Source organism: Clostridium sp. HGF2 (assembly GCF_964240115.1).
Classification (GTDB): Bacteria; Bacillota_I; Bacilli_A; order Erysipelotrichales; family Erysipelotrichaceae; genus Clostridium_AQ; species Clostridium_AQ innocuum.
The window spans coordinates 1-13,573 of record NZ_CAXSSO010000012.1; the positions used below are offsets into that span (position 1 = coordinate 1).

Here is a 13,573-nt window from a genome sequence, read left to right on the forward strand (position 1 = left end):
GAATATTGTTTTCTCAAATAATTGACGTTTCCTGTTCAGTTTTCAAAGACCGAAATTTCTATTTCGTGCGCCGCTGTTTCGTTCGGTGCCTGTATATAATACCTCTTTTAAAGATGATTGTCAACGATTTTCTACTCTTTTTTTATATTTTTTTGTCCTTTTTATTTTAAACCGCTATGAATGTAACATTTTTTCAATTTATCGCCTATTTCTTTATAGAATCCTTACCTATAACAGACCTTTTCTTCTTTTACACCTGTTTATGTGCTTTCCAGCTCCTGCATGCTATTGTACTTCATTTCCTTCCTACATTCATAGGTCAGCAGCTAACACAGCGTTTCTTCTGTAATCAAAATGAGTAAGGAGCATTCTCCGCAATCATAGCACATATACAGACATCACAATCATGCAATTATGACAAGGAAGCACCTTACCAGCACACTCGCATGTGACAAATACTGTCACTGTGATTCACATACCAAGTGCAGCTTCTATTCGCTACCATTCTTTAATATATATGAATGATAACATCTTCTTTGTATCGGTATCTATCTGCAATACATTAACCTTGGCTTGCAGGTTTTCTCCTCCACCCCTTTTCTTTCTCTTCTGTATCCCCAGCTGCGTTATCACCGAAAAAGAAGTATCAAATCATTTCGATATGAAAAAAGGAAATCCAAAAGATTGCGCGGGTCAATGTATTTTAAATTTCCTTTTTATAGGCAGCAATGCACATTCAGCAAGCCTGCTTTTTTTCATTTCATATATGTATTTAACGATACAGCATATAATCCAGCATATCTTTATAAAACCCAGCCCTTTCCAACAACGCTGCAGCTGCTTTTGGATACTCTTTCACAAGCAGACGTTTTTTATCAGGATAAATCCGTTGCTCACGATACGTCTGAACAAAGGCATGCAGTGCTTCTTCAGCCAAGCTTATATCAAAAATTTTTAAAACAGTCCCCTGACGTTCAAAAACCATGATAGCAGTTCCTCCTGCCAGAGCCACCGCAGTTCCTGCTATATTCATAAAGGCCGCAGAATCCTTATGCTCCAATAGCTTCCCCCATGGCTGCATAGGATCCTGAGCATTCAACCAGCAGATTTGTTGCTTTGGATGAGCCAGAATATGCATACTGCCTTCATATTCCTGCTTTCTAATAAATTGCGCACCGGACATCCCTTTTACAAAATATCCTCTGCGTACACGGCCGGTGAATTCCCAGATACTAAGCAGATGCAAAGCATCCCGCCAGCTGAAATTCTGTTCCTGTTCCAGCTGTTGTAGGAATATGCGAAAGGTTTCTCTGCATACAATACCGTATTCTTGAAAGCATGCCTGAATCAGCGCCTCTTCCGGGATCGACTTTAACGGACGCAGTATATCCCACCTTCCGGATGACATTGCATAGGCTCTGGCATGGAGCTGCTGCTTAGTGGTTGCCTTTTTCATTTTCTTTCGATTCAGCCATTGTCGCACCGGCGTAAAGCTGTCCGCACAGACAAGGCCCTGCTCTGCAAGCCGCAGTAGATTAGCATGCACATCTCCGGCCTGCGGTATACGATTGAGTGCATGCAGAAAGCTTGCTCCCTGAATTTTGAGTCGTTGATAAATCCGCTGCTCCTGCGTGTCCTCTGTCTGCATTTCCCTGCTGCCGTCGTTTACAGCAGCTGTGGATTGTTCCCAGTCGATATCCTCGTAACGATGAAAGCTCAGCATGCCATCGGGATGCAGCTTCCAGAAATATTCTCCCTGTGCCAGCTCCTGATCCAGCAGCTCCGGCTGATAGCCGCTTATACGGGATGGCAATAAAACCGTTTCCCATAATGAGGCTGCATGTTTCTGATTACAGAATAGAGACAGTGTATCCTTCAGCTGATCTTTGACAGGGGCATTGTGAAAAACACGGCTCACAAGGAGAGCGGCATAGTGATGAGATGGCTGTGTTACAGCCTGAATGCGTAAATTGCGAATTGTTTGTTTTCTTGCACGTTCATACTGTTTGGAATGATAATAGCAGCCACCATCCTCGATGACTTCTTTTTCCCAACAAAGCTGCTGCAACCAGAATTGTACAGCTTCCTCCTGCGCAAGATATCGCTCCTGCAGCTGCTTTAGCGTCTGTGCCTGCCGATAGTACAGCATGCGGCGTATGATATGCATTCCGGCTTCAGACTTATGCTCCAGCAGTGCCTGCTCATACTCCTCGCGCTGTTCTGCGGCGATCCAGAGACCGGGTTCTATGTAGGTGATCAATTCCTGAGAGGTCAGTTCATGCAGCCAGTCCGCTATCCGACCTTCCGCATGTTTAACATCCATTTTGTCCGTACATGCAGCCTTAATTTCCTGTGCTGTCATATCCCCTTCCATCATAAGCAGCGTATGCAACTCATTGGCAGATTGAATCGTCTTTTTCCGCTTCCCCATATGCTTTAGTGCCTCCAGGGAAGGCTTTATTTGTTCCATTTGCTGTAATTCTTCATATACTGCCTGCTGGATCCCCGGTGTTGTTGGTGTATATTCATACATTTCAGCAGCTTCCACACGCCACTGCAGTGGCAGTGATAACGGGGAAGGCGTGTCCAGCTGCAGTTCATGCACATGGATATCCCCACTGCGAATTGCATATAGAATTTCCAGTAATCCCTTTAAATCCCACTGATCCTCCATACATTCGCGTTTGGTTTCCATAATCAGAGGATGATGTTCCTCCTGCAGCAGTGCTTCCAGCATTTCCGTACTGCGAAGCCGCTGCATCCACAATGGCTGTCTTTTGTTTCTACGCATTCCCATCATGAGAGCACGTGCAGCATTATAGCGGAAATTCATACTGAAAACAGGTGTCAGTGGAAGCATGATTTCCAGAATTTTCGAAGCTGCTTCCGGATTGATATTGTACAGCAGCCCTTCTTCGATTTTCCCTTCACCATAGGAATATAAAAGAATACCGTCTTCTTCATCCACACTTCCGATATGCGTCCCGGTCACTCTCTGAGCAGCTTCCTGCAGAAGCAGGGCAAGAGGAGCATTGATTCTTCGACCGAACATGGTATGCAGCATAGCCTGCGGACTTCCGGAGGAATCTCTAAAATGCTCAATCAGAATTGTCTGATCATCCGGCAGGATTTTGGTTGCCTTGATCTGCCGTTTTAGAAACTCGCTCGTATTTTCGACTGCTGCAGCATCCAGCCCCAGCGTCTGTAATTCCTGTTGCAGTGTATTTTGACGATATGCCTCTGACAGCTTCCTCATAATAGTGCCAAAGGCCAGACTTGTTTTCAGACTCCGCCCCTTGATTTCCCCTTTCCAAAAGGGCAGACGAGCCCCCTGCGGATAGGTTGGCGTCACGACCACACTGTCTCTATCCATTCCGACAACCTGCCAGGCATTCGCCCCCAGCATAAAGCGATCACCCAGACGGGTTTCATAGACAAATTCCTCATCAAGCTCTCCGACTTTAACACCATCCTCAGTTTTTGCCGCGTACAGTCCTTTATCCGGGATAGTTCCCCCGGCAGCGACAGCGAGCATTCTGCTGTAGGCTTCCGCAAGAACACATCCGTGTAATCGGTCATAAAGTATGCGCGGGCGAACCGGAACCTCTCTTTTATGCTCAAAATCACCAGCCAGCATGCATAGAATACCGGTTACCTCCTGTTTGCTGACATCCTGGAAGGTGTAGGTGCTTTGCAAAAGCTCCATGACATCGTCAATCGTATAGGCGATCCCGGTAAGATGCCATTTTCTTTCAAGCTCCGTATGGGAACTGCTTGCGATTGCGGCCATGGAGACGAGATGCTGTGCCAGAACATCCAGACATTTCTTCGGCGGGGATGCCTGCTCAATACCGTCGGCTTTCGCAACAGCTGCACTCATACCGCAAAACAGTGTTTCCTGTGAGGTTCTTGGGTACATAAACATATAGCTGGTTTGACCGGGATTGTGACCGGCACGTCCAAGACGCTGCATCGTACTGGAGATCGAGCGTGGGCAGCCAATCTGTAAAACCTGATCGATATTTCCCACATCAATCCCCAGTTCCATGGAGGAGGTGGCACAGAGCAGACGAAGTGTACCGTTTCTCAGGGATGCCTCTACCTCTAAACGCTGTTCCTTTGACATACTGCCGTGATGTACACGCGCAAAGTCCTCACCGCCAAGCTGGTTTACATAATAGGCCAGCTTTTCAGCATATCTGCGTCCCTCTGAAAATGCGATGACACTTCTGCTTTCCAGGCATTTTGCATAAACACTTTCTGCGAGCTCCTCCCAGACCGGATCCTTTCTTCTGCCCAGCGCAGGAGTCAAGCCGTTCACCTCGATATGTATTTGCTTCTGCATACTGGGAGCGATCATGCTTACGGTATCCAGAGACAGGTAGTCAGCGGCTGTCTGCAGCGGCTCAATTGTTGCCGACAGGCCAATGCGCTGCAGCTTTCGTTTACATAGCTTTTCCAGCCTGGCTATGGAAAGCATGAGATGCGCACCTCGTTTGGTGTCAATGAGGGCATGCAGCTCATCGATGATCAATGCCTCTGCCGTATGCAATATCGTTTGACCTCCAGTGCCAGTCAGCATTAAAAACAGAGATTCCGGTGTAATAATCAAAATATGAGGAGGATGCTTGATCATTCTCTGCCGATCTCTTTGCGGTGTATCACCGGTACGTATGCCTATTGTGATATTCGCTGCGCCTTGCCCGTTTTGTTCCTGTGCAATACCAGATAAGGGCTTATTCAGATTTTCACGAATATCCTGTGCGAGTGATTTCAAGGGAGATACGTAAATCAGGTACAGCTGATTCTTCAGTTTTCCCTGATGAGCCAATGCCTGCAGCTTATCGATAAAAACCAGAAAGGCAGAGAGTGTTTTTCCTGTTCCGGTTGGAGCGCTGATCAAAACAGAGCCGCCTTCCGCAATTACAGGCCATGCTTCCTGCTGTACAGCGGTTGGTGCAGCGAAGGTATGGCTGATCCAGTCTTTAGTGGGCTGTGTAAACACATGCATATAGCTGTCTTTCTTTTTTCCCATTCGATATCCTCCTGCTTTCTACTTATATGTTTTGCGAATTTCGTATACTTATAACGATTTTATCATACTTCCGGAGTTGTGCCAAATCAGCTTTTCTGATTGAGCCACTCATAAGGATATCTGCTTCGCCGGAAACGAAAAAGACCCGTGCAGGTCTTTATGAATGCTCATTTAAATAACGTTTTTCCACATAGCTCCAATCAATCAGCGCGAACCAGTTTTTGATATAGGCAGCGCGTTCACTGTAATATTGCAGAAAGTAGGAATGCTCCCAGACATCCAGCGGTAGCAGTGGTACAAGTCCCTGTGGCAGCGGCGTATCCTGATTCTTTGTTGTAACGATACGCAGTTTAGTACCGCGATCTTGTACCAGCCATGCCCAGCCGGAACCAAACACACGCAGTCCTGCATTCAGCATTTGTTCCTTGAAATTTTCAAAAGAGCCAAAAGATTCCTCCAGAACATTACGCATATAGTTACTCGGCCGGCGATACTTGGGCGTCATGGCTGCAAAGTAGGCATCATGGTTATATACACCGCCTGCATTATTATATACCGTAGTTCGTATTTCCACAGGCAGACGATCATTGTCTACGATCAGCCGTTCCAGATTCCAGCGTTGAAAGCGTGGATATTTCTGGAGAGCTGCATTTAATCTGTCAACATATCCCTGAAAAAGTGTATCGTGATGAATGCGGATGGTCTGTTCCTCCAGATACGGCTCCAGTGCATAATACCGATACGGAAGCGGTGGCAATACAAAAGGATAGTGTTCATTCATAGATTTTCACCTCACCTTCTCCTTATGCTATGTGAAAGATGTATTTTATTCACCACTACCGCCTATTGAATTTCCTTGATTCTATTTTCAAAATAATCTGAAAAGAGAACAAAAAGCTATACATGGCATTCCCCCCCTTTCGTAAACGGAGCATTCTGTATGCCAGCAGCTGCCGCATACCTTTGTTCTCGTTTTGAATAAAACACTGGAAAAGGTATTTTCCTATTCATTTATAAGGCTTCCTTTTGCAGCTATTCAACGATCAATCCTTGAGAGAATTACAGAATTTCCATACATCAGGAAAATCCGCACTATGATAGATCCCCCCTGTTATCGCTTATGTTTTCTGCAGGATTCGCAGTAGTTGCGTCGTGAATGTAATTATATTTATGTCTACTTATGTGAATATCCGGGTCGTTATCTATACATTTTTTTCCATCAGTGCTATAATATTACATAATTTGTTTTATATAATCGGTATTTATCACTGCAAGCTTTAGAAACAGAAGAAATCATTATACAAATCATTGAATAAGACAAATTATAAATGCTTGATCGAAAGGGAGGGAGACATCTTTTACATGGCAATCGCTTTCCTGATATCATATGCCGTATCAGATTTTTTGCAGGACCTGCAATACCCTTTATGTTTTTATTTCAGGAATTGGCATGAACGTGATCTTGTGTGATTCTCTGCATACTGATATTTGTATTTGTGGTTTATTCTTCGAATCCTGTAATGAAATATTGCTGTGTAAACAAAATAGCTTATGAAAAAACGATATTTGCAACAAAATGTATATCAGGCCTTATTGGAGCGTCTCCACTTTATATTTCATGAATTTGATGTCGTATATGTGTCTTTTTCAGGAGGAAAGGACAGCGGGCTGCTGCTGAATATTCTTTTGGACTTTCGAGATAAATTTTATCCCTCGACATCCATCGGTGTATTTCACCAGGATTTCGAAGCTCAGTACCGTGCTACTACGGAGTATGTAGAAGAAACGTTCAGGATGCTGGAAAAACGCCCCGGGGTGGAATTGTATTGGCTTTGCCTACCGATGGCAACAAGAACAGCGTTAAGCAGCTTTGAAATGTACTGGTATCCATGGGATGATAAAAAAGAGACATTATGGGTACGGCCAATGCCTGAATATGATTATGTCATTAACCTGAAAAATAATCCTGTAACGACATATCACTATAAAATGCATCAGGAGGATCTGGCCAAGCAATTCGGCAGATGGTATCGCAGTGTGCATGATAACAAAAAAACGATTTGTCTGCTGGGTCTACGTGCTGATGAGTCTATGCAGCGTTACAGCGGTTTTGTTAATAAAAAGCACAGCTATAAAGGCAAATGCTGGATTACACAGCAATTCAAGGAGGTTTGGACAGGTTCGCCTCTGTATGACTGGTCAGTCGAGGATATATGGCATGCCTATTATAAGTTCGGATATAGCTATAACAGTCTGTATGATTTGTATTACAAGGCGGGATTGACAATTTCACAAATGCGGGTGGCTTCTCCATTTCAGGATTATGCTAAGGACTCATTGAATCTATATCGCGTGATTGATCCACAGATGTGGGTGAAGCTGCTGGGCCGTGTTCAGGGAGCGAATTTTGCGGCAATCTATGCCAAAACAAAGGCAGTCGGATATCGAACCATAAAACTGCCGGAGGGACATACCTGGAAATCGTATACAATGTTCCTGTTGGCAACACTTCCCAAACGGCTGCGGCAAAACTATATTGAAAAATTCAATAAATCGATAACCTTCTGGCATACGGTAGGAGGAGGGCTTGAGGAAGAAACAATCGAAGAGCTAAAGGAGCATGGCTATCACATAAAGCGAAACGGGGTATCCAATTATACAATTTTTAAAAATTCCAGAATCATATTTCTGGATCGTATACCGGATGATACCGACGATATAAAATCCACAAAGGATATCCCCAGTTGGAAGCGTATGTGCTTCTGCATTTTAAAGAATGACCATATCTGCCGTTCCATGGGGTTTGGATTAACACGGGAACAGCAGAGACGACTGGATCATTTAAAAGAAAAATACAAGGGTACGGAGGTTTAGATGATGAGTAAGAGTCCGGTTTATCATATACGTGCAGTTCCAATAAAAAAAATCATACCGAATGATTATAACCCGAATGCCGTTGCGCCACCTGAAATGAAATTATTGTATGACAGTATAAAGGCCGACGGCTACACCATGCCAATCGTATGCTATTACGATGAGGCTAGCGATCATTATATCATTGTTGACGGCTTTCACAGATATCGCATCATGAAGGAATACCCGGATATCTATGAGCGTGAGAAGGGGGTTTTACCGGTTTCAGTAATCAATAAGCCGCTTGACCAGCGTATGGCCAGTACTATACGGCACAATCGAGCAAGAGGTAGTCACGATGTGGATTTGATGAGTAACATTGTTAAGGAATTACATGAGCTTGGACGTTCAGATGCATGGATTGCAAAGCATTTGGGTATGGATCGTGATGAAATACTGAGATTAAAGCAGATTACAGGACTTGCCGCATTGTTTAAAGAGGTAGATTTCAGTCAATCATGGGAACCGGTTGAGGATGAGGAGCAACTGCAGAGTATTGAGGATCAATTTGTCGATGCTTAAAACAGTTAGATTGAATTTATAGGAATCAATAAACGTAAAAAAACGTTCGGCTGTATTCAACATGCCATTTAGTTAAAAAAGTTGACAAAAAAAAGGAAGATCATAGAAATGACAACAGAGAATGTCGGATTCTGGTCTTTTAATATAAGAATGATTCAGAAAAAGGAATTTTGGAAAAAGTATGATGCATTCTACAATACAATGGAGCATGAGTTAACAAAGCTGCAGAATGATCCAAAGAACACGGATTATGAAACCCTATTTGCATATGCGCCAACGAATTGCTTGATTCTACGTTTCTTATCACAAAAGATAATCAAAGCTGTTAATCTCGGCACAATAAAAGACGATCAAACAAGGTTTAACCCTTTCATTCGATCGCCTTTTTTCAATAACTTGTGTCAATGAGACATCAGCCTTCATAATTTATACCAAACCAGACCACTCTACTCTCACTTAATTAAGTACATTTATGAAAGAAAATTAAAACCATCTTCACATATTTGTATAATTACTTTTCATTCATAGTTTGCAAAGCTTTAAAGAGTTCACAGACTATAATACTTATGGCGATAAGTAAAGCCAACGATATAATGGAAATATACCATATCAGAAAATCAAATGCATTCAACAGAGTTAGTGACAGGAAAAACCATGTAGCAAAAATAAAGATAATATACCAGATAATAACATTCCTTATGTTTTTTGACATATTTTTCATTTTAATCAATCGGCTTCCATACTGAACCATAATCGTTTGATACGTTCACAGCATAATTCTTTTGATATGGTAGATCAGCTTGTTGAGAAAATGTTAGAATCCTACAAAACCTACTTAAGAATTTTATCATAGCTTCCCCTTCTCTGCATTTTTGCATAATAAAGTTATTTATAATCCTAATAATTGCCTCTTTAAACTAGCATATAAAAAGGTATAAAAGCATCGCAAAGTCTACGTTTGCCTCTGGGATGTAAATATACCTGTATCTTTTTCTGGCGCAGCAGAAAGGATTTGAACCTCCGGTGTCAATGACACGCCGGTTTTCGAAACCGGTGCATTAAACCAAACTCTGCCACTGCTGCATATCCATTGAAGATTATATAACAGAATACAGGCCTTTTTCAAGACTATTTGTAAAATCGTTCTGCTTTATGTGATATTTCATTCTATATTCTTTTTAAAATGATAAGAAAAAACATGCAGTATGGCAGAGCACCGCTACTACATGTTTTTTATGTTATTCCTGTACTTCTACAGCAGGCTGTTCCAGGGTGGTATCCTCACCGTCCATGATCTGCTGAACCATCTCAGTGGTCAGACGTTCCGGACCGGCAGGCACGTATGCCATAAAGTTGTCATCGTCTTCCTTATGGTTGCGCTCCTCACGGATTTCCTTCAGTTCTTTTGCCTTTTCTCCGATAATCAGATTCATTGGACGCTCATCGCCTACACCGGTTCCGGCAGGAATCAGCTTACCGATGATAACGTTCTCCTTCAGACCAATCAGGTAATCCTTTTTACCCTTGATTGCGGCATCGGTCAGAACCTTTGTGGTTTCCTGGAAGGATGCGGCAGACAGGAAGGAATCTGTTTCAACAGACGCCTTGGATATACCCAGCAATACCGGTTTGAAGGTAGCCGGCACCTGACCGCTCAGCAGTGCCTTACGGTTGATCTTCGTAATTTCCGTCAGGGAAATCTGAACACCAGGGTTCAGGTGTGTATCGTTACCTTCCAGTACGACAACCTTGCGAAGCATCTGACGAATCATAACCTCAACGTGCTTGTCACTGATTTCAATACCCTGACTCTGATAAACCTTCTTGACTTCCTTCAGAATGTAGTTCTGTACCTGACGTACACCGGCAACCTTTAAAAGCTCCTTCGGATCAACCTGACCCTCGGTAATCTTGTCACCGGCTTCCACATGTGCTCCCACCTTCATCCAAGGACGAATTGCCTGGATCAGGGTAACCTTGTGGACAATGCTTTCTTTATCATTGGATACGGTAACCTCATATCCTGTATCAATCTGATGAACATCGGTGATTTCACCTGTGATCTGTGCCAGTACGGCAACACCCTTCGGACAACGAGCCTCAAACAGCTCCTCGACACGAGGAAGACCCTGTGTGATATCTCCACCGTCGGCACTTGCCACACCACCGGTATGGAAGGTACGCATGGTCAGCTGCGTACCTGGCTCACCGATAGACTGGGCAGCCATGATTCCGACAGCTTCTCCGACTTCAACATCCTTGCCGGTCGCCATGTTGCGTCCGTAACATTTCTTACATACACCATAGATGGATTTACAAGTAAACGCACTACGGATATACATTCCCTCAACACCGGCATCCACAACCTTCTGTGCAAGTGCATCGGTAATAAATTCATCACTTTCCAGAATGACCTCTCCGGTCTTCGGATCTGTGATTTCCTGCTTGCTGTAACGTCCTACCAGACGGTCAAACAGACTCTCGATGATCGTATTTGTCTTACGATCAACGATTGCTTCCACCCAGTAGCCCTTATCCGTTCCACAGTCCTCCTGCTTAACGATAACATCCTGTGCTACGTCAACCAGACGACGTGTCAGATATCCAGATTCGGCTGTTTTCAGGGCGGTATCGGTCAGACCTTTACGCACACCGTGTGTGGAGATAAAGAATTCGGACACATTCAGACCCTCACGGAAACAGGAGTAGATCGGAACCTCTATGATGGTAGGAACATATTCACCCTTGGCAGATTTGGACTGGTTTGGCTTTGCCATCAGACCACGCATACCAGCCAGCTGTGTAAAGTTGGAGGTATTACCACGGGCACCGGAACGCGCCATCATACTGATTGGATTTTTACGAGGAAGGTTTCCCAGCAGCTCCTCGGCGATATCATCCTTGACATCCGCCCACAGCTTATTCAGGTGACGCTCCCACTCCATCATGGTAAGCTTACCCTTTTTACGCAGTGTTTTCAGCTCTTCGGCCTTCTGTTTACCATATTCCACATGCTCTTCCTTGTGAGGTGCGACCTCGATATCGGACAGGGATACGGTAACACCGGCAACGGTGGAATACTGGAATCCCATATCCTTGATCTGGTCAAGGATCTCACTTGTTTTCTCTGTGGAATAGCGTTTAAAGATTTCACCGATGATTTTACCGAGGTCCTTCTTTTTGAAAGCCGCGGTTACCGGCATGGACTTGATTGCCTCCTTCACGTCTTTTCCCATCTCCAGGAAGAAACGCTCCGGTGTTGCGACAAAGTTTTCCGCACTGACTTCGTTCAGGAACGGGAAGTCGGTTGGGAACATATTGTTGAAGATTACCTTACCAACGGTCGTCAGCAGGTATTTCTTATTTTGTTCTTCTGTAAAGCTTTCTTTCTTTAATGCACGTGCAGGAATCGCAATACGGGAGTGCAGATGAATCTGCTGTGTCTGATATGCCATCAGGATTTCATTGATGCTTCCAAACACATGTCCCTCATTATCACCATAGCGGGTCCAGATCGCAGCGGATTTCGGGCAGTCTACCGCATTGTAGCGGTCAGCCTCCTGATAGAATTCCTCTGCGGTTTCTTCCATCGTCAGATAGAAGTTTCCCATGACCATATCCTGACCAGGTGTAACGATTGGCTTTCCATCCTTAGGACCAAGGATGTTGTTGCTACCAAGCATCATGACGAGTGCTTCGGCTCTTGCTTCTTCACTCAACGGTACGTGAACAGCCATCTGGTCACCGTCAAAGTCGGCGTTGAAGGCAGTACATACCAGTGGATGCAGACGCATAGCACGTCCTTCCACCAGCTTCGGTTTGAAGGCCTGGATACCCAGACGGTGCAGTGTAGGCGCACGGTTCATCAGAACCGGATAGCCGTCAATGACACTTTCCACAATATCCCAGATACGTGGATCCTGACGATCGATCAGCTTCTCCGCAGTCTTTGGATTGCTTGCGATTTCTTTATTTACGATTTCATTGATGACAAACGGCTTGAACAGCTGAATTGCCATTTCACGAGGCAGACCGCACTGATACATTTTCAAATCCGGTCCGACCGCGATAACAGAACGACCGGAGAAGTCAACACGCTTACCGAGCAGGTTCTGACGGAAACGTCCCTGTTTTCCCTTTAAGGAATGTGACAGAGATTTTAATGCACGTCCACCGGCTCCGGTGATCGGTTTGGAACGACGTCCGTTATCAATCAGCGCATCCACCGCTTCCTGCAGCATTCGCTTCTCATTCTGTACGATGATAGCCGGGGTTCCCAGCTCCAGCAGCTTTTTCAGACGGTTGTTACGTGTGATGACACGGCGATACAGATCATTCAGATCACTTGTCGCAAAACGTCCGCCGTCCAGCTGCAGCATCGGACGCAGATCAGGCGGGATTACCGGAATTACCGTCATTACCATCCATTCCGGCTTATTGTCGGAGTTACGGAAGGCTTCTACGGTATCCAAACGCTTGATCAGCTTTTTACGCTTTTCACCCTGTGCAGACTCCAGTGCATCCTGAATATGCTTGAATTCAGCCTCCAGGTCAACCTCTGTCAGCAGCGTCAGCGCAGCCTCGGCACCAGTCTGGGCAGTAAAGCTGCCCGGACCGTAAATTGCCATATTTTCGCGGTACTCACGTTCAGAGAGCACCTGCTTGTATTCCAGCTTTGTATCCTTAGGATCTGTTACAATCCAGGACACGAAGTATACAACCTCTTCCAGCTGCTTCGGTGTTACATCCAGCAGCAGTGCCATACGGCTTGGAATACCGCGCAAATACCAGATGTGCGCAACCGGAGCCGCAAGCTCAATGTGTCCCATACGTTCACGACGAACGCTGGATTTTGTAATTTCTACACCACAGCGGTCACAGACAACCCCCTTATAGCGTACCTTCTTATATTTTCCACAGTAACATTCCCAGTCCTTGCTCGGTCCGAAAATTCTTTCACAGAACAATCCATCTCTTTCAGGCTTCTGAGAACGGTAGTTGATCGTCTCTGGTTTCTTTACTTCACCATGACTCCATTCGTGGATTCTATCAGGTGAAGCCAGGCTTACCTGAATTGAGGCAAAATTATTAACACTCATTTAC

At 44.6% G+C, this 13,573-nt stretch carries 6 protein-coding genes and 1 tRNA gene; 3 read left to right on the top strand and 4 right to left on the bottom strand.

Annotated elements, in window-relative coordinates; all coding sequences use genetic code 11:
* Positions 1-772 precede the first annotated feature (772 nt).
* Together ACESPQ_RS17405 and ACESPQ_RS17410 are read right to left on the bottom strand one after the other, a co-directional pair.
* The gene (locus ACESPQ_RS17405; RefSeq protein WP_373144610.1) at positions 773-5,035 is read right to left on the bottom strand and encodes a DEAD/DEAH box helicase; all 4,263 of its coding nucleotides are present in this window, start codon (positions 5,033-5,035) and stop codon (positions 773-775) included.
* Between the two features lie 157 nt (positions 5,036-5,192).
* Positions 5,193-5,816: a superoxide dismutase gene (locus tag ACESPQ_RS17410; protein WP_002607394.1), complete on the bottom strand. Its 624-nt coding sequence runs from the start codon at positions 5,814-5,816 to the stop codon at positions 5,193-5,195.
* A 770-nt stretch (positions 5,817-6,586) separates the two neighbouring features.
* Here ACESPQ_RS17410 and ACESPQ_RS17415 point away from each other — a divergent pair.
* From ACESPQ_RS17415 to ACESPQ_RS17425, 3 genes are all read left to right on the top strand, one after another.
* Positions 6,587-7,909, top strand: coding sequence for a phosphoadenosine phosphosulfate reductase (locus ACESPQ_RS17415; RefSeq protein ID WP_373144611.1), 1,323 nt, complete (start codon positions 6,587-6,589; stop codon positions 7,907-7,909).
* A complete protein-coding gene (locus ACESPQ_RS17420) occupies positions 7,910-8,470 on the top strand; it encodes an IbrB-like domain-containing protein (RefSeq protein WP_373144612.1) in 561 nt (186 codons plus the stop codon).
* A 108-nt stretch (positions 8,471-8,578) separates the two neighbouring features.
* On the top strand, positions 8,579-8,878 hold the full coding sequence (locus ACESPQ_RS17425; protein ID WP_002607391.1) for a hypothetical protein: 300 nt from the start codon (positions 8,579-8,581) through the stop codon (positions 8,876-8,878).
* Positions 8,879-9,464: 586 nt separating this feature from the next.
* Here ACESPQ_RS17425 and ACESPQ_RS17430 read toward each other — a convergent pair.
* A tRNA-Ser gene (locus ACESPQ_RS17430) sits at positions 9,465-9,553 on the bottom strand.
* 155 nt (positions 9,554-9,708) lie between these two features.
* On the bottom strand, positions 9,709-13,569 hold the full coding sequence (gene rpoC, locus ACESPQ_RS17435) for a DNA-directed RNA polymerase subunit beta' (RefSeq protein WP_008728941.1): 3,861 nt from the start codon (positions 13,567-13,569) through the stop codon (positions 9,709-9,711).
* Positions 13,570-13,573: the final 4 nt, after the last annotated feature.

Excerpts from the sequence above, each read along its gene's own strand:
- rpoC (WP_008728941.1), bottom strand. The coding sequence starts at position 13,569 with ATGAGTGTTAATAATTTTGCCTCAATTCAGGTAAGCCTGGCTTCACCT.
- ACESPQ_RS17405 (WP_373144610.1), bottom strand. The coding sequence starts at position 5,035 with ATGGGAAAAAAGAAAGACAGCTATATGCATGTGTTTACACAGCCCACT.
- ACESPQ_RS17420 (WP_373144612.1), top strand. The coding sequence starts at position 7,910 with ATGATGAGTAAGAGTCCGGTTTATCATATACGTGCAGTTCCAATAAAA.
- ACESPQ_RS17415 (WP_373144611.1), top strand. The coding sequence starts at position 6,587 with ATGAAAAAACGATATTTGCAACAAAATGTATATCAGGCCTTATTGGAG.
- ACESPQ_RS17425 (WP_002607391.1), top strand. The coding sequence starts at position 8,579 with ATGACAACAGAGAATGTCGGATTCTGGTCTTTTAATATAAGAATGATT.
- ACESPQ_RS17410 (WP_002607394.1), bottom strand. The coding sequence starts at position 5,816 with ATGAATGAACACTATCCTTTTGTATTGCCACCGCTTCCGTATCGGTAT.